Origin of the sequence: Paraburkholderia dilworthii (genome assembly GCF_000472525.1) — a bacterium.
GTDB lineage: Bacteria > Pseudomonadota > Gammaproteobacteria > Burkholderiales > Burkholderiaceae > Paraburkholderia > Paraburkholderia dilworthii.
The window spans coordinates 1-22,938 of sequence record NZ_AWZT01000044.1; the positions used below are offsets into that span (position 1 = coordinate 1).

Sequence of the window (22,938 nt, forward strand, 5' to 3'; positions counted from 1 at the left end):
CCACAGCCACAGCCACAGCCACAGCCACAGCCATCAATGATCGTCGCCAGCCGCCGGACTGGCAGCCGCAGCCGCCTTTTTCTTATCGCCGATGCGGCTTTCCTCTCCGCGCATCAGCTTGCCAATGTTGCCGCGGTGACGCCACACAAGCAGCGAGCTCATCACGACAATGGCCAGCGCGATGATATGCGGCCCGAACAGGAACCCGTCGAAGATCGGCGCGAACACCGCCGCAGCCAGCGCGGCGAGCGACGAGTAGCGCGTGAAAAACGCCACGATCAGCCACGTGAGCAGCGTGGCCACGCCAAGGACCGGATTGATCGCGAGCAGCACGCCCGCCGCCGTCGCCACGCCCTTACCGCCTTTGAAGCGGAAGAAGACCGGATACAGGTGACCGAGGAACACGGCGACGCATGCAATCGCCACCGACGTATCGTCGAGCCCGTAGTTCGCGCCGAAATGCACGACGAACCACACCGGCAGCCAGCCTTTGAAGGCGTCGCCGATCAACGTCAGGATCGCGGCCTTCTTGCTGCCGCTGCGCAGCACATTGGTCGCGCCGGGGTTGCCCGAGCCGTACGAGCGCGGGTCGTCGAGCCCCATCGCGGCGCTCACGATCACGGCGAACGACACCGAACCGATCAGGTAGGCAACGACGGCAACGATCAGGTTTTGCATCTGTGACTCTTATAAGGATCGGCGGCCTGCAACTGGATGCCTCAACCGCACCGGGGAACAAAAATCGGAACTCGACGGAACGCAACGCGGCGGACCAAAGCGGCGCACATTCTACCCGGCCCGCGCGGCTCGGAAACATTCACGCAAACGTCAATCGACGCTCGCGCACTGCACCGGCTTCGCTGCCAGCAGGTCGGTGAGCACCTTCGGCTCGATACTCACGAGGAAGCCGCGCCGGCCGCCATTCAGCCAGATCCTGTCCATTTCGAGGATGCTGGATTCCACGTACACCGGCATCTGCTTGCGTGTGCCGAACGGCGATGTGCCGCCGATCAGATAGCCCGAATGACGGTTCGCCACCTCGGGCTTGCACGGCTCGACGCGCTTTACGCCGATTTGCCGCGCGAGGTTCTTGGTACTGACAGTCCGGTCGCCATGCATGAGGACGATCAACGGCTTCGCGTGCTCGTCTTCCATGACGAGCGTCTTCACCACATGATGTTCGTCCACGCCCAGCTGGCGCGCCGATTCGCCGGTGCCGCCGTGCTCCACATACTCGTACGGATGCTCGCCGAAAACCACGCCGTGACGGCGCAGAAACTGCGTGGCAGGCGTTTCGGAAACGTGTCTGGATTTGCTCATCGGCGCATTGTAATGGCGAGTTTGCACAACGGGTATTTGCCGAATGGTCAATTGTGCGGCTCGCGGCATTGTGGCACGATCGTTCGAAAATCTTCCGGCGCGATGTACGCCGGGCACGTAATCGATTCAGGAGACGCTCTTGAGCACCGCTTCGCCCCTACGTTCCACGATAGACGTTCCCGCGCTGCTGGCCGCCCTGCCCGCTCGCATCTCCGATATTCCCGCGCTGGCGGCCGGGCGCGATCCGCGACACGTCGCGTTGATCGAAGACGCGCGCCGCTTCACCAACGCGCAACTCGCGCAAGCCATCGAGGCGACCGCTGCATTGCTGCATGAATGGGGCGTGCGCGGCGGCGACCGTGTGATGATCGTCGCGGAGAACAACATCGCGCAGATCGTGCTGCTCTTCGCGGCCGCACGACTCGACGCCTGGGCGCTCGTGTCGAACGCGCGTCTGTCGGCGGCGGAACTCGGCGCGATCCGCGCGCACGCGCAGCCGCGTGTGACGGCCTATGTGGTGGAAAGCTCAGTCGACGCCGCTCAGCATGCACAGCGTCATCAAGCGAGTAAAGCGCCAGACCTCGCCCCGGATATCGGCGCGTGGTCCTATACGGTAGACCCGTCCGCGCAAGCCGAACCCGTCGAAGCCGCAAACGAGCGCCAATGCGCCGCGCTGATCTACACGACGGGTACCACCGGCGCGCCAAAGGGCGTGATGCTGTCGCATCGTAATCTGTTGTTCATCGCCGCGGTGTCGAGCCGTCTGCGCCAGGTTCGTCCGGAGGACGTCGTCTATGCCGTTCTGCCGATTTCGCACGTGTACGGCTTCGCGTCCGTGTGTCTCGGCAGCCTGCACGCCGGCGCGACCTTGCGTCTCGCGCCGCGCTTTGCGCCGGAAGCCGTGCGCCGCGCGCTTGCCGACGAACACGTGTCGATCTTCCAGGGCGTGCCCGCCATGCATGCAAAGTTGCTCGAACATTTGCAGACGCACGGGCATGCGTGGCGCGCGCCGCATCTTCGCTTCGTCTATTCGGGAGGCTCGCCGCTCGACGCCGCACTGAAAGCGCACGTGGAGAGCGTCTACGGTCTGCCGCTGCATAACGGCTATGGAATGACAGAGAGCAGTCCCACGGTTTCGCAGACCATGCTCGATGCACCGCGCCGCGACTGTTCGGTGGGCGAGGTGATTCCGGGCGTCGAAGTGCGCTTCGTCGGACTGGACGGCGTGAATGCCGCCCCCGGCGAAACCGGCGAGCTATGGGTGCGCGGCCCGAACGTGATGCTCGGCTACTACCGCAACCCGGAGCAAACCCGCGCCGCCGTGACGGAAGACGGCTGGCTCAAAACCGGCGACCTCGCGCGGCAGGACGCCGATGGCGCGCTGCATATCGTCGGGCGCAGCAAGGATCTGATCATCCACTCGGGCTTCAATGTGTATCCCGCCGAAGTCGAGCATGTGCTCAACGCGCACCCGCAGGTCGTGCAGTCGGCGGTGATCGGGCGACCTGTCGAGGGCAATGAGGAGGTCATCGCGTTCGTCGAACTGGCAGCTAATGCAAGGGTGACGCCGGCCGAACTTGTCGCGTGGTGCGCCGAGCGCCTCGCACCCTACAAGCGGCCCGCCGAAGTGAAGGTACTTGCCGCGCTACCGGCTGCATCGACGGGTAAGATTCTCAAGCACCGGCTGCGCGAATTTCTCTGAAACCGCGTGCACAGCACCGGCAACGGCCAACGCCAGCCGCGATCAGCCGCGATCAGCCGCGCGGATGATGCTGTGCATGTAGCGACTTCAGCCGCTCTCGCGCCACGTGCGTGTAGATTTGCGTGGTCGAAATATCCGTGTGACCAAGCAGCAATTGCACCACGCGCAAGTCGGCGCCGTGATTCAGCAGATGCGTCGCGAACGCATGCCGCAACGTATGCGGCGACAACGGCGCATGCACACCCGCCACTGCCGCATGCCGCTTGATGATGTTCCAGAACTGCTGGCGCGTCATGCCCTCGGCGCGGCTCGTGACGAACAGCGCGTCGGTCGCGCGTGCGCCGAGCAGCGCCGGCCGCGCGTCGCGCAGATAGCGCTCGATCCAGCCGTGCGCCTCTTCGCCGAACGGAATCAGCCGTTCTTTCGAGCCTTTGCCCATCACGCGGACCACGCCTTCGTTCAGGCCGACTTCCACTGTCTTTAGCGTGACCAGTTCGGTCACACGCAAGCCGCTCGCATACATCAGTTCGAGCATCGTGCGATCGCGCAGGCCGAGCGGCGTCTCGATGTCGGGCGCGCCGAGCAACGCTTCGACTTGCGCTTCGCTGAGCGTCGACGGAAAACGCGGCGGTTGCTTCGCCGAACGGATGCGCAGCGTCGGATCCACTTTCGCGCGATGCTCGCGCACGGCCCACCCGTAATAGCGGCGAAACACCGACAGGCGCCGGTTGGCAGACGTCGATTTGTCTTTCTGACGCGCGGCGCTGTATGCGTTCAGATCGGCCTCGCTGACGGTGTCGAGTGATGCGTTGCGCGTTTGCGCAAGCCACTCGCTAAAGAGACGCAGGTCGCGGCGATAAGCGTCGAGCGTGTTGCGCGACAGGCCGTGTTCGAGCCAGAGCGCGTCGCAGAATGCGTCGATCGACGCGGAACTCGTCGCGAACAACGGCGACTGAAGCGCCGACGATGAAGGCAATTCCGCGCTCGCGTCTTCAATCAGGGTATCGCTCATGCGTAGGGAATGCCTTCATGCGCCAGCAGCCAGCGCTTGACGTTGCGAAAAAAGCCATCTTCGGCGTGATGCGCGAATCCACCGATGCCGCTCGAACTCACCACGCGATGACACGGAATCACAATCGGAAAGTAATTGGCGCCGCACGCCTGACCGACCGCGCGCGGCACGCTGCCAAGCTGCTTTGCGAGTTGCCCGTACGTCAGGACGACACCCGGCGGAATATCGCAGATCGCCTGCCACACGCGCCGCTGAAACGCAGTGCCGACCGGCGCGAGCGGCAATTCGAATGTCACCGACGCCTGCTCGAAATACCGCTCGATCTGTTCGACCACCTGTTGCGCTAACGGCGTGTCGGGCGCGACGTTCTGCATCGACTCCGGCAAATAGACGATCTCGCACACGGCCTCGCCTTCCAGGCGAATGCCGACCTTGCCGAACGGCGCGTCGATCACTGCGTTGAACATAGCGCCTCCTCACTCGCGCAGCGTTATGAATCGAGACGTACATCAGACTCGTGAATTGCCGATACTTTACGCCGCTTTTTACGCCGCTTCGAGCGCCCATTGCACATGCTCGCGCACCACTTCGGAAGGATCGTCGGCGCGGCGCTCGAGCGCCTCTACAATCGCGTCGCGAGCGTCCGCACTCAACGTCCCGCGCGACGCACGCAGCGCGTTGCCCATGCCGACGGCAAGATTGCGCAACCAGCTTTCATAGCCGATACGGCGAATCGCGCTGCCCTGCATGCGCGTATCGAACTCATCCGCGCTCCAGCCGAACAGTTCCACCAGCGACGCGCGATCGAGCCCGTGCCGCACGTCGAAATCGGCGACCGGCGCAGCCTGCGCAAACTTATTCCACGGACACACGAGTTGGCAATCGTCGCAGCCATACACGCGGTTGCCGATCAGCGGACGCATGTCGACCGGAATGCTGCCCTTCAACTCGATCGTCAGATACGAGATGCACAAGCGCGCATCCACCTTGTAAGGACCGACGATGGCGCCTGTCGGACATGCGCCGATGCAGCGCGTGCAACTGCCGCAATGCGAGCCCGGCGTTTCAGGCGCGACTTCCGGCGACGTCTCGGCATCGGTCGGCAAAGGCACGTCGACATAAATTTCGCCGAGAAAGAACAGCGAACCCGCGTCGCGTTGCAAGAGCAGCGTATGTTTGCCGCGCCAGCCGATGCCGGCCTTCTGCGCAAGCTCCACTTCGAGCACCGGCGCGGAGTCGGTAAACACCCGATAACCGAACGCGCCGATCTCCGCCTGAATTTTCTCTGACAGATGTTGCAGACGGTTACGCATCACCTTGTGATAGTCGCGGCCGCGTGCATAAATCGACACCACCGCAGCCGACGGATCCGCGAGCCGCGCATGCTCAACCGCCCGCCAGTCGTCGCTGAGCGGCCCTTCCTGCGGTTCGCTTTCGTCCGGCTTTCCGTTCAATGCACGAGCAGGCAAATAGGCGATGCGGGCGGTAATCACACGTAGCGTGCCGGCCACAAGCTCGGCAGGCCGTGCGCGTTTCATGCCGTGTTTCGCCATATAATCCATCTCGCCGTGGCAACCCGCTTCCAGCCAGGCTGCAAGCGGCGCTTCGGCAGCGGAGAGATCGGTATCGCTAATGCCGATCGCTCCGAAACCCAGTTCACGGCCCCACGTCTTGATGTTTTGCGCGAGCGCATGCAGCGCCGCTTCATCGAATTGACGCCCGGCGCGCGTTTCGTCGCAAGACGTCGGCGCATTGGACATAGGGGGCACGGGGGACTCCGAACTTCGGTTCATCACGCCATTTTACGAGAATGTCCGACCATCCCGATCGCGCGATTGCGCCGCCCGCCGAAGTTCTGCTCGAACGCTCCTTCAGGTTCGCGGACGAAGCCGCCACGCTCGCATTCGGCGAGCGCTTCGCGCGGGCAATCGAAAGCGTGGCCGTCGCAAAAGGCGAGGACGGTCACGCAAGGGTCCAGGCATTCCACGGTCTACAAGTGCAACTCGTCGGCGATCTCGGCGCCGGCAAAACCACACTCGTGCGCGCCACGTTGCGCGGCCTCGGTCACACAGGCCGCGTGCGCAGCCCCACGTACACACTCGTCGAGCCGTACGTGCTCGAGCGGCCCGCTGGGGAACTCGCGCTTTATCACTTCGATCTGTACAGATTCACCGATCCGGCCGAATGGGCCGACGCCGGCTTTCGCGAGTATTTCGACAGCGGCGCGGTCTGCCTCGTCGAATGGCCGCAACGCGCGGGGCGTCTTCTCGGCGTGCCGGATCTCGTCTTCTCGCTCGACCTGGACAGCGAGGGCGACGGCCGCGTACTCGTCGCACGGGCATACAGCGAAACAGGAAAGGCATGTCTCGAAAGATGTTGATCAAACCGTTCCGCTCGATCGAATCGGCGGCCACCGCAACCCATAACTGGCGGCGTCGGCAGATTCTGCGCGCGGGGGCATCCACGCTCGTGCTCGGTCTCGTCGCGCCGCGTCTTGCACACGCCAGTTCGGTGCTCGGCGTGCGCGTGTGGCCCGCGCGCGACTACACGCGCGTGACGATCGAATCCGATCAGCCTCTGCAAAACGCGCAGCAGTTGCTTCAGGGTCCGGACCGGCTCGTGGTCGATCTGAGCGGCCTCGATCTCGACCAGGCGCTGAAGGACCTCGTCTCGAAGATCACGCCGAACGATCCGCAGATTCAGTCGGTGCGCGTCGGGCAGTTTCAGCCGCACGTCGTGCGCATGGTGTTCGACCTGAAGGGCTCGGTGAAGCCGCAGGTGTTCACGCTCCCCCCCGTCGGCGCATACAAGTACCGGCTGGTGTTCGACCTGTATCCGGCTGTCGCGCCTGATCCGTTGATGGAACTGCTCGCGCAAAGCGAGCGCAAGCAGCAAACGCTGAACGAAGAAAACAGCGCGCCGCCCGCGACATTGAGCGGCCCCGGCACAACGCCGCCGCTCGCCGACAACAGCGAAGCGTTCTTCGAGCGTTATGCGCAGAACGGCGGCAGCGGGTCTGCGCCGGGCGTGCCGCATCCGCCCGCGCATGGTGGGCCAACGCCGATGCCGCCGATCATCGGCAAGCCGGCGACGCCAGGCGCTCCCGCGTCGCCGCCAAGCGCTATTGCACGTAATAAAGGCAGCGGCAATAGCGGTGGCAATAGCGCGAACAGCCTCGGCAACGACGACGGCGACGATACCTACGCGTTCACCGCGCCGAAGTCGGGCAAGAGCAACACCGTCCGCCTTCTGACCGTCGCGATCGATCCGGGGCATGGCGGCGAAGATCCCGGCGCGATCGGCGGCTCGGGCACTTACGAAAAGCACGTGGCGCTCGACATCGCGAAGAAGCTCCGCGCGAAGATCGACGCGCAGCCGAACATGCGCGCCATGATGACGCGCGACGCCGACTTCTTCGTGCCGCTGAACGTGCGCGTGCAGAAGGCGCGGCGCGTCGGCGCGGACCTGTTCGTGTCGATCCACGCGGACGCGTTCACCACACCCGAGGCACGCGGCTCGTCGGTGTTCGCGCTGTCGGAGCACGGCGCGTCGAGCGCGGCCGCGCGCTGGATGGCGAACAAGGAAAACTCGTCGGATCAGATCGGCGGCATCAACATCAAGTCCGCCGACGCCACCGTTAACCGTGCGCTGTTCGACATGTCGACCACCGCGCAGATTCGCGACTCGATGCGCTACGGCAACTTCGTGCTGAAGGAAATCGGCGGAATTAACAAGCTGCACAAGGGCTCGGTCGAACAGGCGGGGTTCGCGGTGCTGAAGGCGCCGGACATCCCGTCGATCCTTGTGGAAACGGCGTTCATCAGCAACCCGGACGAGGAGCGGCGTCTGAACGACGACGCCTATCGCGACAAGATGGCCGACGCGATCATGACCGGCATCAAGCGCTATTTCGCGGCGAACCCGCCGCTGGCGAAGAACCGCATGACGTGATGCGCGCATGCGCACGCTTCGCGTGCGACGACGCAACGGGGCGACGGAACACAACGCCAGACAACGCGGCACAACCCGAGACAACGCGAGACAACGATAAACGGCCGCAGCAACGCGGCCGTTTCCACTCCACCGCGCGATTCAGCGCGCCGGCGACAGGCGCTGCACGAGCCATCCACCGAACACATTCACCGCCAGCCCCGCCATCACCAGCAACGCTCCGACGATCTGCACCGCGGAAAGTCGCTCATCGAGAAAGATCGACGCCGAGGCCAGACCGACAATCGGCACGAGCAGCGAAAACGGCGCGACCTGGCTCGCCGGATAGCGCGACAGCAGGCGGCTCCACAAGCCATAGCCGATCAACGTGGCGATAAACGCGAGATAAACGATCGCGAAGATCGACATGGCGCTGATACCTGAAAGCGCGGCGACGATCCGCTGCGGCCCCTCGAACGCATATGACAACGCGAAGAACGGCAACGGCGGAATCAGGCTGCCCCACACCACGAGCCCAACGAGATCGATCTTGCCGACTTTCTTCGTGACGATGTTGCCGAGCGCCCACGAGCATGCGGCGCACAACGTGAGGACGAAGCCGGCGAGCGTCATTGAGTGGCCGCCTTGCATGCCGATCACGGCAAGGCCGGCGGCCGCGATCAGCAAACCGGCGACGTTCGGCAAGCGAAAACGCTCATGCAGAAAGAACGCGGCGAAGATCAGCGTGAAGAAAGCCTGCGCCTGCAACACGAGCGACGCGAGCCCCGCGGGCATGCCGACATACATGGCCGAAAACAGGAAGGCGAATTGCCCCAAGGAAATCGTCACGCCGTATGCGAGCAGCCAGCGCCACGGCAACTGCGGGCGCTTCACAAAAAACACCGCCGGCAACGCGGCGAGCGTGAAGCGCAGCGCGCCGAGCAGCATCGGCGGCACGCCATGCAAGCCCACTTTGATTACAACGAAGTTCACGCCCCACGCGATCACGACGATCAGCGCGAGCAGCAGGTCCCTGGGCGACATCCCAGTCTCCAGTTGATTATTGAACCTGCCAGTTTAGCGGAGGGCGGCGGGGCATGTGGCCGTTCGCGCTACGGATTTCCGGAGCAGCATGCTGCTGCGAACGTCGTGCTTTCGCCCTCCGCAGTAGAATCGTCCATTAAGGATTTTCTTCCTCCCTCTTCAGCCGAGCCCGCCCATGTCCAGTTCGATCAAAGCAGTTCTCAAACCGCATCTGCGCGATGTCGGCAGTCTGACTGTACGGCGCGTGCTGCCTGCAATGGCCGCGCGTCTGATCGGACCGTTCATCTTCTTCGACCACATGGGACCGGCGACACTTGAAGCGGGCGTCGGCCTCGACGTGCGTCCTCATCCGCATATCGGTCTTGCCACGGTGACCTATCTGTTCGAAGGCGCGATCATGCATCGCGACAGTCTTGGCTCCGAGCAAAAGATCGTCCCGGGCGACGTCAACTGGATGACGGCCGGGCGCGGCATCGTACATTCCGAGCGCACGCCGGCCGAAGATCGCGCGAACGGCCAGACCATGCACGGCATTCAGACGTGGGTCGCGCTGCCGCTGGCAGACGAAGAGGTAGAGCCGTCATTCGAGCATCACGCCGCTAACACCTTGCCCGTGGTCGAGCGCAACGGCGTCACGCTGCGCGTGATCGCCGGCACGGCGTTCGGCAAAAGCTCGCCCGTCACGACGTTTTCCGGCACGCTGTATGTCGCCGGCGAATTCGCGCCCGGCAGCGCGTTCGCGCTCGAACCAGAGCACGAGGAACGCGGCGTATATCTCGTCGAAGGCGATCTGGAAATCGACGGCACGCCGCTAGAAGTCGGCCAGTTGGCCGTGCTCGCGCTCGACGAAACCGTCACGCTCGCGAGCACGCACGGCGCGCGCGTGATGGTGCTGGGGGGCGAGAAACTCGACGGCGAGCGTTTTATCGAATGGAATTTCGTTGCGAGTTCGCGCGAGAAGATCGAAGCTGCGAAACTCGCGTGGACGAATCAGGAAATGGGTAAAGTGCCGGGCGAAACCGAATGGATTCCGCTGCCGCAAAAGAAATGACGGCCACGCACGGTGACGTCGCGACGCGCATTGAATCCACGCCGTTCGGCCCCAACTAGCAGACAAACCGTTTTATCGACGAGGACGCAATGGACACCACTCTGGCCACATTCGAAAAGGACGTCATCGCGGCGTCGACACTGGCCCCTGTGCTGGTCGATTTCTGGGCGCCGTGGTGCGGCCCCTGCAAGACGCTCGGCCCGATGCTGGAAAAGCTCGAAGCAGAAGCCGCCGGCAAATGGAAGCTCGTCAAGGTGAACGTCGACGAGAATCAGGAACTCGCCGCGCACTTCCAGGTGCGCAGCATTCCGCACGTCATGGCGTTCGCGGACGGACAGCCGGTGGATCAGTTCGTCGGCGTGCTGCCTGAAGGTCAGCTACGCGAATTCATCGAGCGGCTGGTGCCGCAAGGCGCAGACGCCGCGCGAATCGAGGCGCAGGCCGCGCTGGCGGAAGGGCGCCGCGAAGACGCTTACGATGCGTTGCAAGCGGCGCTCGCCTACGACCCCGGCTTCGACGAAGCACGCATGGATCGGATCGAGATGCTGCTCGACGACAATCGCATCGACGAGGCGCGCAACGAGGTCGATCTGCTGTCGCCGAAAACCACGCAAGGCATCGACGCGCGATTCAACGCGATCAAGACACGCCTCGACGCCGTGGATGCCGCCGCCGACCTGCCGCCCACCGATGCGCTGGAAGCGCGCGTCGCGAGTCACCCGGACGATCTCGAAGCGCGCTTCGATCTGGCGAGCGCGCTGATCGCTCGCCGCAAATACGCGGACGCGCTCGAACATCTGCTCGCAATCGTCCAACGTGACCGCACATTCCGCGACGACATCGGCCGTAAGACGATGCTCTCGGTGTTCGATCTCGCCGCGCATCAGCCGGAGCTGGTGTCGCAATGGCGGCGCAAGCTGAGCGCCGCGTTGTACTGAAGCGTGCTGGAAGCGCGCGGCTCTAACGTGCGACGTGGCGCTGAATTCCGGCTCCTGCCGCACGTCGCTTGCCGGTTGTGGCTTGCCTCACGCCGCCTGCCTCGCGCCGCTTGACCCACGCCGTTTTCCGTCACGCCATTTTCCTCACGCCGTTTTCGGCGCGCCGCTTTTCCGCGTACATCCATCGCGCCTCAAGCACGCGTCACGCCGCCTGTTTCGCCAGAGCCCGCAGCACATACGCGGCCGCGGCGAAACCGAAGCTCGCCGTCACGCACACGCTCGATCCAAAGCCAGCACAGTTCAGGCCGATCGGTCCTGTATGGCCTGGCGACGTGGTGACGTGCTCCGCTTCGGCGTCGATATCGCAAACCGCCGCCTCAGGGTAGATCAGCGGCTCGTCCGAATACACTGCGCTCACCTTGAATTTCGCTTTCGGCCCGCGCGGGAAACGATGCTGCTTGCGCAACTGTCCGCGCACCTTCGACAGCAACGGGTCCTGAATCGTCAACGCAAGATCGTCGATGCGAATGCGCGTCGGATCCAGTTGACCGCCTGCGCCACCTATCGTGATCAACGGTTGCTGACGCTCGACGCACCAAGCGATCAGCGCGGTCTTGGTACGCACGCTGTCGATTGCGTCGATCACATAGTCGAAGCCGCCGCCGAGCGTCGCCGCGAAATTGTCGGGCTCGACGAAATCTTCGACGAGGCGCACGTCGCAAGACGGATTGATCGCCGCGATGCGCTCGGCCATCGCTTCGACTTTCGGTTTTCCGTAGTTGCCGTCGAGCGCGTGAATCTGCCGGTTGGTGTTGCTCTCGGCGACGTTGTCGAGGTCGATCAGCGTCAAGGTGCCGACGGCGCTGCGCGCCAATGCTTCGGCCACCCACGAGCCGACCCCGCCGATGCCGATCACCGCAACATGCGCACCTTCGAAAGCGGCGAGCGCCGGCGCACCGTACAGACGCGCAATGCCGCCGAAGCGCCGCGCGCGGTCGGCGGTTTCACTCCCGTCGAGGCTGGTAGTAAGATCGGATTGCGCGGTGGTCGACATGATGGGACTCATTGAACAGGCAGGAAACGGAAGGCGCTTTTCGCTTGCGCAGCCCGTATTTTGCCTGAAGGCATCGATGCATATCGCCGCGACAATGGCCCTGCCGCAAACCGGGACAGTACCCGACGCCGCGCGCACGGGCCGCATTGCTTGATCTGGTTGCGCGCAAAAATTTAATGCCTTAGCTATACTGCCCTGACTGTAGCGTTCGCATAAGAACATGACCTCACTCGCCGAACTTCGAAAAAACTATTCGCTGGGTTCTCTGGACTTCGGCGATGTCGACCGTAATCCGTTCCGGCAATTCGACATCTGGTTTCAACAAGCGGTAGAAGCCAAACTGCCCGAACCGAATACGATGACGCTCGCCACGGTCGACTCGCGCGGCCGGCCTTCGGCGCGCATCGTGCTGATCAAGGGCGTCGACGAGCGGGGCTTCGTGTTCTTCACCAACTACGAAAGCCGCAAGGGCCGCGAACTCGCCGCCAATCCGTACGCGAGCCTGCTGTTCTACTGGATCGAGCTCGAGCGCCAGGTACGCGTCGAAGGACACGTCGTCAAAACGAGCGCGGAAGAAAGCGACGCTTACTTCGCATCGCGTCCACCCGGTTCGCGTATCGGCGCGTGGGCATCGAACCAGAGTCAGGTGATTGAAAGCCGTTCACAGCTCGAAACGCGCGAACGCGAAATGCATCTGCAATATGGCGACGAACCGCCGCGGCCGCCGCATTGGGGCGGGTATCGTTTGGTGCCCGAAGCAATCGAATTCTGGCAAGGTAGGCCGTCGCGACTGCATGACCGCCTGCTTTACACACGTTCGGACGAAAATAGCGACTGGCAGATCTCCCGTCTGTCGCCTTGAATCGGCATAAACAACGTCGTCAGCGCGTTGCCAACGCAGCAGCGCGCGGCGCAAGGATCGCATCTCGCGGCATGGGAGCTGCGCCGCACTGAGCTGCGATCCACACAGGCTTCGCTTTAATTCAACGGACACGGAGAAATCGCATGTTCTGGGAGAAAAAGCTGGCGCAGTGGGTGGAAGAAGTAAAAACCAAGGCTGACTTACCTGCACGTCTGGTGCTGTGGGACGGCCAGCAGCACGACTTCGGGCGGTTCGCCGCGCCCCAGGTCACGTTGCACGTCAAAAGCGCGACTGCGCTGCCTTATCTGCTCGAACCGAGCCTCGACAATCTGGGCGAGGCATACGTCAAGGGCAAGATCGATATCGAGGGCAAGCTCTCCGACATCATCAACGTCGGCTATCAGCTCGCGCGCAACACCGTCACTAGTGCGGGCAAACTCGCGCGCATGCGGCGCTATTTCCAGCATTCGAAAGCGTCGGATAAGAAGGCGATCCAGTATCACTACGACGTCTCGAACGAGTTCTACAAGCTGTGGCTCGACGAGAACATGGTGTACTCGTGCGCGTACTTCGAGAATGGCGACGAAGATCTGGCCACCGCGCAGATCAAGAAGATCGACCACATCCTCACCAAGATCCAGTTGCAACCGGGGCAGACGCTGCTCGACATCGGCTGCGGCTGGGGCGCGCTCGTGCTGCGCGCGGCGCAGAAATTCGGTGCGCGGTGTGTGGGCGTGACACTGTCGCAGAACCAGTTCGACCTCGCCACGGCGCGTGTGAAAGCCGCGGGTCTCGAAAACCAGATCGAGATTCGTCTGCAGGATTATCGCGACGTCAGCGGACAATTCGACCGCATCACGAGTGTCGGCATGTTCGAGCACGTGGGACGCAAGAATCTGCCGGGCTACTTCAAGAAGATGCACGACCTGCTCGCCGACGACGGCGTCGCGATGAACCACGGGATCACGTCGAGCGACTCGGACAGCGGCGAAACCGCGCTTGGCGGCGGCGAGTTCATCGACCGCTATGTGTTTCCCGATGGCGAGCTGCCGCACATCAGCCTCGCGCTGGAGTCGATGCAGCGCGGCGGGCTCGAAGCGGTTGACGTCGAAAGCCTGCGCCGTCACTATGCGCACACGCTCGACATCTGGGCGGAAAACTTCGAGGCGCACGCGGAAGAAGCGCGCAAGCTCGTCGACGACGAAAAATTCCGCATCTGGCGCGTGTATCTGGCCGGCTGCGCGTATGCATTCGAAAATGACGACGTCTCGATCTATCAGGTCGTATGCCGCAAGGCCGGCCGCAGCGCGAAAACCCTGCCGTGGTCACGCCGCTATATGTACGAGAAACCGCTGTGAGGTGAGCGCCGCGGCATCGTGCAGGAGCGTGCCGCCGCGGCGCACATTACTGGACAGCAGGTCGAATTTCGATGGGCCAAAGCGGGACAAGCAAAGTGGAACAGGCGCACGGCGAGCCGGATGCGCCATTCAAAGCGGACGCGGAAAGTGAAGCGGTGCAGTTCGATCTGTTTGGGATGCCGGTGGAACCGGCTCCCGCATCGCCGGATGCCGAGGCCCGCGCCAAACCCTCACGCACGCTTTCTGACGATCGACCGTCGCGAAGCGAAGAGACCAGTCCGCTGTCCCCCACCCCCACGTCGAAGCCTGAAAGCCCGCGCGCTGCTCGTGCCAAAGCCGCAGCCGCCGCGTCGCTGTGGCAGGAAGAAGACGTGCCAGTGTGCTCGCCGGAGGGCGTGCGCGCCGCCGATGCGCCGAGAAAGCGCCGCGCCCGGGAAATTCTCGCCGCCCCACCCTCACCGGATGTGCTCGCACTGGCCGCGCAACTGCCGCCACAAGTCCACCTGGGCACGTCGACATGGTCGTTTCCTGGCTGGAACGGCATCGTCTACGGCGACGAATACAGCAACAGCAAGCTTTCGCGCGACGGCCTTACGGCCTACGGCGCGCATCCGTTGCTTAAAACAGTCAGCATCGACCGGTCGTTTTATCAGGCGCTGACAGTCACCGAATATCTGCGCTACGCGCAGCAGGTGCCCGAGCATTTCCGCTTCATCGTGAAGGCGCCGATGACGATCACCGACGCAACCGTGCGTGCTGAACGCGGCGAGCCGGTGTCGTTGAACCCGTGCTTCCTGAACGCGCAAATGGCGATCGACGACTTCGTCACACCGTGCCTCGAAGGCCTCGGCGCGAAGGCCGGCGCGTTGGTGTTCCAGCTGCCGCCGCTGCCCGACCAGATGCTCGCGCAGCCGGCCGCGTTCATCGAACGGCTGGCCGACTTTCTGATGGCGTTGCCGAAGCTGCCGCAAGGCACCTGTTATGCGATTGAAATCCGCGACGCCAGTCTGCTGACGCCGCGCTTCATTCGTACGCTCAAAGCGGCGGGCGTGCGCTATTGCGTGGGCATTCATGCGCGGATGCCCGACCCGCTGCGGCAGGCGGCGGCGCTCGCGCTGCTGGACGGAGAACCGGCCGGCCCGCTGATCGTGCGCTGGAGCCTGCATGGCGGCTTCAAGTACGAGCAGGCGAAGGCGAAGTATGAGCCGTTCAATCAGCTAATCGACCGCGATCCGGCCACCCGCGCGTCGCTCGCCGAACTGGCCGCGCGCTATGCGCTTGCCGGCCAGCCGGTGGTGATCGCGGTCAACAACAAGGCGGAAGGCTCAGCGCCGCTCAGTTGCGTGGAACTGGCGCGCGAAATCATCGAAGCCTATGCGCGGCTTGCGCACGAGCAGGAGGACGGCCGCGCCGCCGTCAGCTCGCCCTGATCCGGTGAGCGAACTTCTGGCGAAATTTCGCGACCTTCGGCGCGACCACGAACGAGCAGTAGCCCTGATTCGGATGCTGCGCAAAATAGTTCTGATGATAGGCCTCTGCAGGCCAGTAGTTGCCGTCGAGCGGCAACACCTGGGTGACGATCTGGCCGTCGTAGATGCCCTGTTCGCCGATCTCGCGGATCGCCTGCAAAGCCGTCTCACGTTGCACGTCGGAGTGCGTGAAGATGGCTGAGCGGTATTGCGTGCCGACGTCGTTACCTTGCCGGTTCAACTGCGTTGGATCGTGGATCGCGAAGAAAATATCCAGAATCTCGCGGTAGCTAATCTTTGCCGGATCGAAGTCCACCTTCACGACTTCGGCGTGGCCGGTCGCGCCGTCGCACACCTGCTCATAGGTCGGATGCCGCGTCCGGCCGCCCGCATAGCCCGACTCCACCGAGTTCACGCCATCGACGCCAAGATAGACCGCTTCGAGGCACCAGAAACACCCGCCACCCAGGGTGGCAACTTCGCCTGTCTGACTCATGCTGCTCGCTCCTTCAAACTCGTGATCGGCCGATGCGGCTTTCGCTTCCCGCAACACGCATGCCACCGGCCCCGCGTCCCAGCTTAGCTGGTTTTGCGTTCGCCGGTTGGCGCCGCGGCCCGTGCACCGCGATTGCAGTTAAAATTGGGGCAAATCGACGATTTTCACTATGACTTTCGAATTATCTGTTTCCCGCCGTGCGGCCAATAGCTTCAGCCCGGCTTCGAGCCGCCGTGTATCAACGGCCTGCGCGCGATGAAGCAAGCCAGCCCGCCCAACTTCGACCAGTCCGCCTTCAGGCAGGCGCTCAGTCAGTTCGCCACCGGCGTCACGGTGATTACAACGCGTGCGGCGTCGGGGCAGCTGATCGGCATAACGGCCAGCTCGTTCAATTCCGTTTCGCTCGACCCGCCACTCGTGCTGTGGAGCCTCGCAACGCGCTCGGCGTCCATGTCCGTGTTTCGCACAAACAGTCATTACGTCGTCAATGTGCTGGCGTCGTCGCAACTGGATCTGTGCAAGCGTTTTGCCACGGTGAAAGGCGACCGCTTCGAAGGGGTATCGCACGCGGCGGGCGATAGCGGCATGCCGGTACTCGACGGCGCGCTCGCCTGGTTCGAGTGCCACAACCGCAGCCGTTACGAGGAAGGCGACCACGTCATTTTTGTCGGCGAGGTGGAACGCTGCGGCGTGCATGAGAATGTCGCGGAGATAGCGCCGCTGGTGTTCCAGAACGGCCAGTTCCACGGGCTCAAACCGCTTTAAGCGACGAGAGCGCCTGCAACGGCCCCGCCAACCGGCGGGCGCCTGCGCGTTCAGCGATCGTTGTGCGACGCGCCGTGCCCGCCGGTCTTCGTGACCAGCGACACCGGCACGCCCGAATCTTCCTTCAACGTCTGCAGCACGATATTCGAGCGAATATCCATCACGCCCGGCGCCTTGTAGAGACGCTGCAACACAAAATCCGAATAGTGTTTGAGGTTGTGCGCGAGCACGCGCAGCAGATAATGCGTCTCGCCCGTCACGACAAAGGCGCCGACCACTTCCGGCCAATCGCGCAACGCCTCCGCGAAGCGCTCGTGCCAGTTCTGCTGGTCGTTGCGCATCGACACCTGCACGAATGCTTCCAGTTCGAAGCCCAGCACTTCGCGGTTCAGACACGCGCGATAGTGCTCGATCACGCCCTGCTCTTCCAGTAGACGCAAGCGGCGCAGACATGCCGATGGCGAGAGCGAGATGCGCTCCGCAAGATCGAGATTGCTGATTCGTCCTTCTTGCTGAAGCACCGTCAAAATACGGCAATCGGTGGCGTCGAGCGAGATCGCGTTCATATTCGGTCTCCCTTTCCCATTTGTCTCAAATTATGTTCCAAGACACCGGGCGGAAGGAGATTTTTTCGCAATCACATTTCGCGGTCGGGCACCTATCATTCCCTATGGACATCAACCGCAGATGGAGACATGCGAACACTCTGGGACATCACCCCCGCCGTCGATCCGGCGACGCCCGTCTGGCCAGGCGACACGCCGGTCGGCATTGAGCGCGTATGGCGTATCGAGGCCGGATCGCCCGTCAACGTTGCGCGGCTGACGCTGTCGCCGCATACCGGCGCGCATACGGACGCCCCCTTGCACTATGACGCGCACGGCGTCGCGATCGGCCTTGTGCCGCTCGACATCTATCTCGGACGATGCCGTGTGATTCATTGCATCGGTGCCTCGCCTGTTGTGACGCCACAACACCTGGATGGCTCGCTTGCCGATCTGCCGCCGCGCGTCTTACTGCGCACTTACAAAAATGCGCCGGGCACGGCGTGGGACAGCGGCTTTTGCGCGGTCGCGCCCGAAACGATCGACCTGCTCGCGACGAAGGGCGCAAAGCTGATCGGCATCGACACGCCGTCGCTCGATCCGCAGGAATCGAAGACGATGGACGCGCACCACCGCATTCGCGCGCACGGCATGGCGATTCTCGAAGGTATCGTGCTCGATGACGTTGCGCCCGGCGACTACGAGCTGATCGCGTTGCCGCTGAAGCTGACCACGCTCGACGCAAGCCCTGTGCGCGCAGTCCTGCGCGCGCTTCCCGACGCGGGCTAATTTTCCAATCCGCATCACGCGACTGAACGAGACCACCATGAAACACCGCGAAGAAGCATTGGCGCTCGATAGCGCCGACCCGCTCGCAACATTGCGCGACCAGTTCGCGCTGTCGCCGACCACCATCTACCTCGACGGCAATTCGCTCGGCGTGCCGCCGGCCGCAGCCGCGCAACGCGCGCAGACCGTGATCGCAGCCGAATGGGGCGAAGGCCTGATCCGCAGCTGGAACGCCGCCGGCTGGTTCGCGTTGCCGCGGCGCCTTGGCAACAAGCTCGCGCCGTTGATCGGCGCGGATGAAAACGAAGTCGTCGTCACCGATACGATTTCAATCAACCTGTTCAAACTGCTGTCCGCCGCACTGAGACTCGCAAACGCACGCGACCCGAAGCGCCGCGTCATCGTCTCGGAGCGTTCGAACTTTCCGTCGGATCTGTACATCGCGCAGGGTTTGATCGAGCAGCTCGACCGCGGTTATGAACTGCGGCTCGTGGACGATCCATCCCAACTGCCCGACGCAATCGGCGACGACACCGCGATCGCGATGATCACGCACGTCAACTACCGCACCGGCTACATGCACGACATGACCGCGTTGACGAAACTGATCCACGACAACGGCGCGCTCGCGCTGTGGGACCTCGCGCATTCGGCGGGTGCTGTGCCGGTCGATCTGAATGGCGTCGGCGCGGATTACGCGGTGGGCTGCACGTACAAGTATCTGAACGGCGGCCCGGGTTCACCTGCGTTCGTGTGGGTGCCGAAGCGCCATCAGAACGATTTTGCGCAACCGCTTTCCGGCTGGTGGGGTCATCGCGCGCCGTTCAAGATGGACCCGGCGTATCAGCCCGACGACGGCATTGGCCGCTTTTTGTGCGGCACGCAGCCGATGGTGTCAATGGCGCTCGTCGAATGCGGGCTCGACGTGTTCCTGCAAACCGACATGCAGGCGATCCGCCGCAAGTCGCTCGCGCTGACCGATCTGTTTATCGAACTCGTCGAGACACGTTGCAGCGAATTTCCGTTGAAGCTCGTCACGCCGCGTGTGCATTCGCAGCGCGGCTCGCATGCGAGCTTCGAGCACCCTCATGGTTACGAGGTGATGCAGGCGTTGATCGCGCGCGGCGTGATCGGCGATTATCGTGAGCCGCATGTGCTGCGCTTCGGCTTTACGCCGCTGTATACGCGCTTCGTCGATGTATGGGATGCCGTGGAAACGTTGCGCGATGTGCTTGCGAATGAGATCTGGCGCGCACCTGAATTCGCCGCACGCGGCGCCGTGACCTGAGGAGCGCGCGATGAACGATCATATGCAAACGCCGGGCTTGCCGGAAGAGAAGCCCGCGCAAGGGTGCCCGTTCGGTCATGGGCTTGCTGCGCCCGTTGGCGAGCCTGGTGCGAACTCTTCTTCAGGCGATGGCTGGCATGACGCGCAACTCGACTTCTCGGAGTCGATGAGTTACGGCGATTATCTGTCGCTCGGCACGGTGTTGGATGCGCAACATCCTTTGTCGCCTGATCACAACGAGATGCTCTTCATCATTCAGCATCAGACGAGCGAGTTATGGATGAAACTCGCGCTGTACGAGTTGCGCGCCGCGCTGGACGCGGTGCATCGCGACGAGTTGCCGCCGGCGTTCAAGATGCTTGCGCGCGTCTCGCGGATCATGGAGCAACTGGTGCAGGCGTGGAACGTTCTCGCGACGATGACGCCGTCGGAATACACGTCGATGCGTCCTTATCTGGGCAGCTCGTCGGGGTTTCAGTCTTATCAGTATCGGCAGATTGAGTTTCTGCTCGGCAACAAGAACGAGCAGATGTTAAAGCCGCATGCGCATCGCGCCGATGTGCTTGCCGAGGTGAAGGCTTCTCTGGAATCGCCCTCTTTCTACGATGAAGTGGTGAAGCTGCTGGCGCGTCGCGGATTCGCGATTTCGCCTGCGAGGCTTGCGCGCGACTGGACGCAGCCTACGGTTCATGACGCTTCGGTTGAAGCGGCCTGGCTGGAGGTTTATCGCAATCCGTCGCAGCATTGGGAGTTGTATGAGATGGCCGAAGAACTGGTCGATCTCGAGGATGCTTTCCGGCAGTGGCGGTTCAGGCATGTGACCACTGTTGAGAGGATTATTGGGTTCAAGCAGGGGACTGGTGGGACTAGTGGGGCGCCTTATTTACGCAAGATGCTCGATGTGGTGCTGTTTCCTGAGCTTTGGCATGTTCGGACTATGTTGTAGTTGTTGCTTGTGGCGTTTCTCGTTTTTTTAGCCCAAAATTCAAAAATCGACAAGCGCAGCAGACAAAAAACCATCACCTCGCAGTAAACCCACCATCAACCGCCAAACAAACCCCACTCACCATAGAAGCCGCATCACTCAACAAGAACACAACAACCGCAGCCACCTCCGCTGGCTCGGCAAACCGCCCCAACGGAATCGCCTTCAAAGCAGGCTCCCGTTTCACAGGATCACTCCACGCCTGCACTGCCATCGGCGTCAACGTCACCGTCGGATTGACGCTATTCGCGCGAATCCCGAACGGCCCCAACTCGATACACAAAGCCCGCGTCACCGCATCGAGTGCAGCCTTCGAAGCCGAATAGCTCAAATGATCGTCGAGCGCCACAAGCGCTGCCTGACTCGAAACGTTGACGATACTGCCAGCGCGTTTCGCCTCGATCATTGCGCGCGCCACGTGCTTCGAAACCAGCGCCGCGCCTCGCGTGTTCACCGCCATCACGCGATCGAAACTCGCGGCCGTGGTATCCACCGCTCTTTCGAGCAACGCAATGCCCGCGCAATTTACAAGTCCATCGAAGGAACCGGGCGAGGCAAACGCGTCGTCGACTGCGGCTTCGTCGCTCACGTCGAGCACCAACGGCTCACAACCGGTCTCTTCCGCGAGGCGAGCAAGCTCGCTGACATTGCGCGCCGCGGCGACGACGTTTGCCCCGCTCGCGCATAACATCTCGACCGTCGCCCGGCCGATTCCGCTCGAAGCACCCGTCACCAGTATCGAGCGGCCGGAAAAATCGAAAGTAGCATTCATGATGTTTGCAAGCGATGCATGACCGGCTTCAACGCCGGATACAGATCCGTATAGATGCCAAAACGCTGTTCATAAAGAGCCATTCGCGCGGCGTCTGGCTGCGCGCGCTCAATCAGCGTGACCCATCCGCCCTGCGCCGCTTCGTGCGAAATCAGCCCCACCCCCAGCGCCGCGAGCAACGCGGCGCCCATCGCCGCCTCCACTTCCTGCTCGATCGTGTAGACCGGATAGCCGGTGATATCGGCGATGATCTGCATCCACAAATCCGAATGCGCGGCGCCGCCGACCACGACGAGCTTGTCCTCCAGCGACTGCGCGCCTTTGCGTCCCGCCTCGATGTTGTGCTTCAACGCAAACGACACGCCCTCTAGCACTGCGCGATACAGGTGCGCACGCGTATGAAACAGACTCAGGCCAATGAATGCCCCGCTCGCCTTCGCGTCCCACACGGGGCTGCGTTCGCCCATCAGATAAGGCAGAAACATCACACCGTCCGATCCGGCCGGCACCTTGGACGCGTTCTCTTCAAGCAGGCGATGCGGATCGCCATGAGGCGTCGCGCGTGCGGCTTCGACTTCCGCCTGGCAAAACTGATCGCGATACCAGGTCACGGACGCCCCAGCGGTAATCGCACCGCCGAATACATAGATGTCGCGCTGGCCATTGAAAACATGAGGCATGCTAATCAATCCATGACGGGCGTCCACCGTCTGGTTGATGTATCCCCAACACATGCTCGTGCCGATCATCGCTACATGCTGCCCCGCACGGCTCACGCCGGCCGCGAACGTTGCCACCGCCGCGTCCACACCACCCGCGACAATCGCCGTGCCGGCCGCGAGTCCCAACTGTTCGGTCCACTGCGATAGCAGGCCACCCACTACCTCGGACGATTCGACGAGGCGCTCCGGCATCATCGTCGCGGGAATGCCTAGCATGTCGAGCGCTTCGTCCGACCAGTCGCGCTTCGCAATGTCGTAGATGCCGCCGATGTTGCCCGCCGAACTGTGATCGACTGCAATCTCGCCCGTCAGCATGTAGATCACATACGCATTCGGCGGCAGGAAATAACGCGTCCGCGCCCAGACATCCGGCTCGTGATCGCGCAGCCACAGCATCTTCGTGTAGCCGTAATAGCTGTCCACGCCGTTGCCGGTGATCGTGTAGAGCCGATCGAGGTCGATGTTGTTTCTCACCCACTCGACCTGATCGGTCGCACGCCGGTCCATCCATATCAGACAGGGATAGAGCGGCCGCATATCGCTATCGACGGGGATGCCGGAGCCGCCATACAGGCTGCTCACGCACACTGCCTTGATGGAGTTCGCCGCGACGCCCCCCTCCTTCGCCTTGCGCACGCATGCGGCAATGCATTCCGTGACCGCCTTGAACCACACCGCCGGCCACTGTTCGGCCCATAGCGGCCGTGGAGTATCCGGCTGATAGCTCGACGCATGCTGCGCCACGATGGCGCCATGCTGATCGACGAGCAGCGCCTTCGTGCTCTGCGTGCCGATATCCACGCCGATGACGTAATCCATACAGTCTCCGTTTATAT

23 protein-coding genes are annotated in these 22,938 nt (G+C 62.8%); 12 read left to right on the plus strand and 11 right to left on the minus strand.

Annotated elements, in window-relative coordinates; genetic code table 11:
• Positions 1-33: 33 nt before the first annotated feature.
• Both plsY and ybaK read right to left on the minus strand, forming a co-directional pair.
• Positions 34-678 carry a glycerol-3-phosphate 1-O-acyltransferase PlsY gene (gene plsY / locus F759_RS0127960; protein WP_027802773.1) on the minus strand — a complete coding sequence of 215 codons (645 nt, stop codon included), beginning with the start codon at positions 676-678 and terminating at the stop codon, positions 34-36.
• Between the two features lie 150 nt (positions 679-828).
• A complete protein-coding gene (gene ybaK, locus F759_RS0127965; RefSeq protein WP_027802774.1) occupies positions 829-1,320 on the minus strand; it encodes a Cys-tRNA(Pro) deacylase in 492 nt (163 codons plus the stop codon).
• Between the two features lie 139 nt (positions 1,321-1,459).
• Here ybaK and F759_RS0127970 point away from each other — a divergent pair, with 139 nt between their 5' ends.
• Positions 1,460-3,022 carry a class I adenylate-forming enzyme family protein gene (locus tag F759_RS0127970; protein WP_027802775.1) on the plus strand — a complete coding sequence of 521 codons (1,563 nt, stop codon included), beginning with the start codon at positions 1,460-1,462 and terminating at the stop codon, positions 3,020-3,022.
• 52 nt (positions 3,023-3,074) lie between these two features.
• Here the strand turns inward: F759_RS0127970 and xerD are convergent, their stop codons facing one another.
• The 3 genes from xerD to queG all read right to left on the minus strand — a co-directional run bounded on the left by xerD (position 3,075) and on the right by queG (position 5,827).
• Positions 3,075-4,034, minus strand: a complete 960-nt coding sequence (gene xerD, locus F759_RS0127975; protein WP_027802776.1) for a site-specific tyrosine recombinase XerD — start codon at positions 4,032-4,034, stop codon at positions 3,075-3,077.
• Positions 4,031-4,501 (minus strand): methylated-DNA--[protein]-cysteine S-methyltransferase, encoded by a 471-nt coding sequence (locus tag F759_RS0127980; RefSeq protein WP_027802777.1) that lies wholly within the window; start codon positions 4,499-4,501, stop codon positions 4,031-4,033. Before F759_RS0127980 ends, xerD begins: the two co-directional genes overlap by 4 nt.
• Positions 4,502-4,579: 78 nt before the next feature.
• Positions 4,580-5,827, minus strand: a complete 1,248-nt coding sequence (gene queG, locus F759_RS0127985) for a tRNA epoxyqueuosine(34) reductase QueG (protein ID WP_027802778.1) — start codon at positions 5,825-5,827, stop codon at positions 4,580-4,582.
• A 17-nt stretch (positions 5,828-5,844) separates the two neighbouring features.
• On the opposite strand from queG, the gene tsaE reads away from it, so the two are divergent.
• Together tsaE and F759_RS0127995 are read left to right on the plus strand one after the other, a co-directional pair.
• Positions 5,845-6,414, plus strand: a complete 570-nt coding sequence (tsaE, locus tag F759_RS0127990) for a tRNA (adenosine(37)-N6)-threonylcarbamoyltransferase complex ATPase subunit type 1 TsaE (protein WP_027802779.1) — start codon at positions 5,845-5,847, stop codon at positions 6,412-6,414.
• The gene (locus F759_RS0127995; RefSeq protein ID WP_027802780.1) at positions 6,396-7,985 is read left to right on the plus strand and encodes an N-acetylmuramoyl-L-alanine amidase; all 1,590 of its coding nucleotides are present in this window, start codon (positions 6,396-6,398) and stop codon (positions 7,983-7,985) included. The genes tsaE and F759_RS0127995 overlap by 19 nt, the downstream gene beginning before the upstream one ends.
• Before the next feature lie 141 nt (positions 7,986-8,126).
• Here F759_RS0127995 and F759_RS0128000 read toward each other — a convergent pair whose 3' ends face one another.
• Positions 8,127-9,008: an EamA family transporter gene (locus F759_RS0128000; protein ID WP_027802781.1), complete on the minus strand. Its 882-nt coding sequence runs from the start codon at positions 9,006-9,008 to the stop codon at positions 8,127-8,129.
• A 175-nt stretch (positions 9,009-9,183) separates the two neighbouring features.
• Between F759_RS0128000 and F759_RS0128005 the strand changes: the two genes are divergently transcribed.
• Both F759_RS0128005 and trxA read left to right on the plus strand, forming a co-directional pair.
• Complete coding sequence (locus tag F759_RS0128005; protein ID WP_027802782.1) at positions 9,184-10,059, plus strand: pirin family protein; 876 nt, start codon at positions 9,184-9,186, stop codon at positions 10,057-10,059.
• Positions 10,060-10,148: 89 nt separating this feature from the next.
• Entirely contained in the window at positions 10,149-10,997 is an 849-nt protein-coding gene (gene trxA, locus F759_RS0128010) for a thioredoxin (RefSeq protein WP_027802783.1), read from the plus strand.
• Positions 10,998-11,199: 202 nt separating this feature from the next.
• On the opposite strand, the gene tcdA is transcribed toward trxA, so the two are convergent.
• Positions 11,200-12,051 (minus strand): tRNA cyclic N6-threonylcarbamoyladenosine(37) synthase TcdA, encoded by an 852-nt coding sequence (tcdA, locus tag F759_RS0128015; RefSeq protein ID WP_027802784.1) that lies wholly within the window; start codon positions 12,049-12,051, stop codon positions 11,200-11,202.
• Positions 12,052-12,271: 220 nt separating this feature from the next.
• Between tcdA and pdxH the strand changes: the two genes are divergently transcribed.
• The 3 genes from pdxH (at position 12,272) to F759_RS0128035 (ending at position 15,701) form a co-directional block, all read left to right on the plus strand.
• The gene (pdxH, locus tag F759_RS0128025) at positions 12,272-12,913 is read left to right on the plus strand and encodes a pyridoxamine 5'-phosphate oxidase (RefSeq protein WP_027802785.1); all 642 of its coding nucleotides are present in this window, start codon (positions 12,272-12,274) and stop codon (positions 12,911-12,913) included.
• 143 nt (positions 12,914-13,056) lie between these two features.
• Positions 13,057-14,271, plus strand: a complete 1,215-nt coding sequence (locus F759_RS0128030) for an SAM-dependent methyltransferase (RefSeq protein WP_027802786.1) — start codon at positions 13,057-13,059, stop codon at positions 14,269-14,271.
• 71 nt (positions 14,272-14,342) lie between these two features.
• Positions 14,343-15,701 (plus strand): DUF72 domain-containing protein, encoded by a 1,359-nt coding sequence (locus F759_RS0128035; RefSeq protein ID WP_027802787.1) that lies wholly within the window; start codon positions 14,343-14,345, stop codon positions 15,699-15,701.
• On the opposite strand, the gene msrA is transcribed toward F759_RS0128035, so the two are convergent.
• Positions 15,688-16,236, minus strand: a complete 549-nt coding sequence (msrA, locus tag F759_RS0128040) for a peptide-methionine (S)-S-oxide reductase MsrA (protein WP_027802788.1) — start codon at positions 16,234-16,236, stop codon at positions 15,688-15,690. The genes F759_RS0128035 and msrA overlap by 14 nt on opposite strands.
• A gap of 255 nt (positions 16,237-16,491) precedes the next feature.
• On the opposite strand from msrA, the gene F759_RS0128045 reads away from it, so the two are divergent.
• The gene (locus F759_RS0128045; RefSeq protein WP_027802789.1) at positions 16,492-17,001 is read left to right on the plus strand and encodes a flavin reductase family protein; all 510 of its coding nucleotides are present in this window, start codon (positions 16,492-16,494) and stop codon (positions 16,999-17,001) included.
• Positions 17,002-17,051: 50 nt separating this feature from the next.
• Here F759_RS0128045 and F759_RS0128050 read toward each other — a convergent pair whose 3' ends face one another.
• Positions 17,052-17,567, minus strand: a complete 516-nt coding sequence (locus F759_RS0128050; RefSeq protein ID WP_027802790.1) for an Lrp/AsnC family transcriptional regulator — start codon at positions 17,565-17,567, stop codon at positions 17,052-17,054.
• A 129-nt stretch (positions 17,568-17,696) separates the two neighbouring features.
• On the opposite strand from F759_RS0128050, the gene kynB reads away from it, so the two are divergent.
• From kynB to kynA, 3 genes are read left to right on the plus strand one after another with little or no spacing between them, the layout of a single operon-like run.
• A complete protein-coding gene (gene kynB / locus F759_RS0128055; RefSeq protein WP_027802791.1) occupies positions 17,697-18,335 on the plus strand; it encodes an arylformamidase in 639 nt (212 codons plus the stop codon).
• 37 nt (positions 18,336-18,372) lie between these two features.
• Positions 18,373-19,623, plus strand: coding sequence for a kynureninase (gene kynU, locus F759_RS0128060; protein ID WP_027802792.1), 1,251 nt, complete (start codon positions 18,373-18,375; stop codon positions 19,621-19,623).
• Positions 19,624-19,633: 10 nt separating this feature from the next.
• Positions 19,634-20,569: a tryptophan 2,3-dioxygenase gene (gene kynA, locus F759_RS0128065; protein WP_027802793.1), complete on the plus strand. Its 936-nt coding sequence runs from the start codon at positions 19,634-19,636 to the stop codon at positions 20,567-20,569.
• 73 nt (positions 20,570-20,642) lie between these two features.
• On the opposite strand, the gene F759_RS0128070 is transcribed toward kynA, so the two are convergent.
• Complete coding sequence (locus F759_RS0128070) at positions 20,643-21,380, minus strand: SDR family oxidoreductase (protein ID WP_027802794.1); 738 nt, start codon at positions 21,378-21,380, stop codon at positions 20,643-20,645.
• The gene (locus F759_RS0128075; protein WP_027802795.1) at positions 21,377-22,921 is read right to left on the minus strand and encodes an FGGY-family carbohydrate kinase; all 1,545 of its coding nucleotides are present in this window, start codon (positions 22,919-22,921) and stop codon (positions 21,377-21,379) included. Before F759_RS0128075 ends, F759_RS0128070 begins: the two co-directional genes overlap by 4 nt.
• Positions 22,922-22,938 lie beyond the last annotated feature (17 nt).

Excerpts from the sequence above, each read along its gene's own strand:
- ybaK (WP_027802774.1), bottom strand. The coding sequence starts at position 1,320 with ATGAGCAAATCCAGACACGTTTCCGAAACGCCTGCCACGCAGTTTCTG.
- xerD (WP_027802776.1), bottom strand. The coding sequence starts at position 4,034 with ATGAGCGATACCCTGATTGAAGACGCGAGCGCGGAATTGCCTTCATCG.
- queG (WP_027802778.1), bottom strand. The coding sequence starts at position 5,827 with ATGAACCGAAGTTCGGAGTCCCCCGTGCCCCCTATGTCCAATGCGCCG.
- F759_RS0128030 (WP_027802786.1), top strand. The coding sequence starts at position 13,057 with ATGTTCTGGGAGAAAAAGCTGGCGCAGTGGGTGGAAGAAGTAAAAACC.
- msrA (WP_027802788.1), bottom strand. The coding sequence starts at position 16,236 with ATGAGTCAGACAGGCGAAGTTGCCACCCTGGGTGGCGGGTGTTTCTGG.
- F759_RS0128000 (WP_027802781.1), bottom strand. The coding sequence starts at position 9,008 with ATGTCGCCCAGGGACCTGCTGCTCGCGCTGATCGTCGTGATCGCGTGG.
- tsaE (WP_027802779.1), top strand. The coding sequence starts at position 5,845 with ATGTCCGACCATCCCGATCGCGCGATTGCGCCGCCCGCCGAAGTTCTG.
- F759_RS0128050 (WP_027802790.1), bottom strand. The coding sequence starts at position 17,567 with ATGAACGCGATCTCGCTCGACGCCACCGATTGCCGTATTTTGACGGTG.
- plsY (WP_027802773.1), bottom strand. The coding sequence starts at position 678 with ATGCAAAACCTGATCGTTGCCGTCGTTGCCTACCTGATCGGTTCGGTG.
- F759_RS0127995 (WP_027802780.1), top strand. The coding sequence starts at position 6,396 with ATGTCTCGAAAGATGTTGATCAAACCGTTCCGCTCGATCGAATCGGCG.
- F759_RS0128035 (WP_027802787.1), top strand. The coding sequence starts at position 14,343 with ATGGGCCAAAGCGGGACAAGCAAAGTGGAACAGGCGCACGGCGAGCCG.
- F759_RS0127980 (WP_027802777.1), bottom strand. The coding sequence starts at position 4,501 with ATGTTCAACGCAGTGATCGACGCGCCGTTCGGCAAGGTCGGCATTCGC.
- kynU (WP_027802792.1), top strand. The coding sequence starts at position 18,373 with ATGAAACACCGCGAAGAAGCATTGGCGCTCGATAGCGCCGACCCGCTC.
- kynA (WP_027802793.1), top strand. The coding sequence starts at position 19,634 with ATGAACGATCATATGCAAACGCCGGGCTTGCCGGAAGAGAAGCCCGCG.
- F759_RS0128045 (WP_027802789.1), top strand. The coding sequence starts at position 16,492 with ATGAAGCAAGCCAGCCCGCCCAACTTCGACCAGTCCGCCTTCAGGCAG.
- F759_RS0128005 (WP_027802782.1), top strand. The coding sequence starts at position 9,184 with ATGTCCAGTTCGATCAAAGCAGTTCTCAAACCGCATCTGCGCGATGTC.
- kynB (WP_027802791.1), top strand. The coding sequence starts at position 17,697 with ATGCGAACACTCTGGGACATCACCCCCGCCGTCGATCCGGCGACGCCC.
- trxA (WP_027802783.1), top strand. The coding sequence starts at position 10,149 with ATGGACACCACTCTGGCCACATTCGAAAAGGACGTCATCGCGGCGTCG.
- F759_RS0128070 (WP_027802794.1), bottom strand. The coding sequence starts at position 21,380 with ATGAATGCTACTTTCGATTTTTCCGGCCGCTCGATACTGGTGACGGGT.
- tcdA (WP_027802784.1), bottom strand. The coding sequence starts at position 12,051 with ATGTCGACCACCGCGCAATCCGATCTTACTACCAGCCTCGACGGGAGT.
- pdxH (WP_027802785.1), top strand. The coding sequence starts at position 12,272 with ATGACCTCACTCGCCGAACTTCGAAAAAACTATTCGCTGGGTTCTCTG.
- F759_RS0128075 (WP_027802795.1), bottom strand. The coding sequence starts at position 22,921 with ATGGATTACGTCATCGGCGTGGATATCGGCACGCAGAGCACGAAGGCG.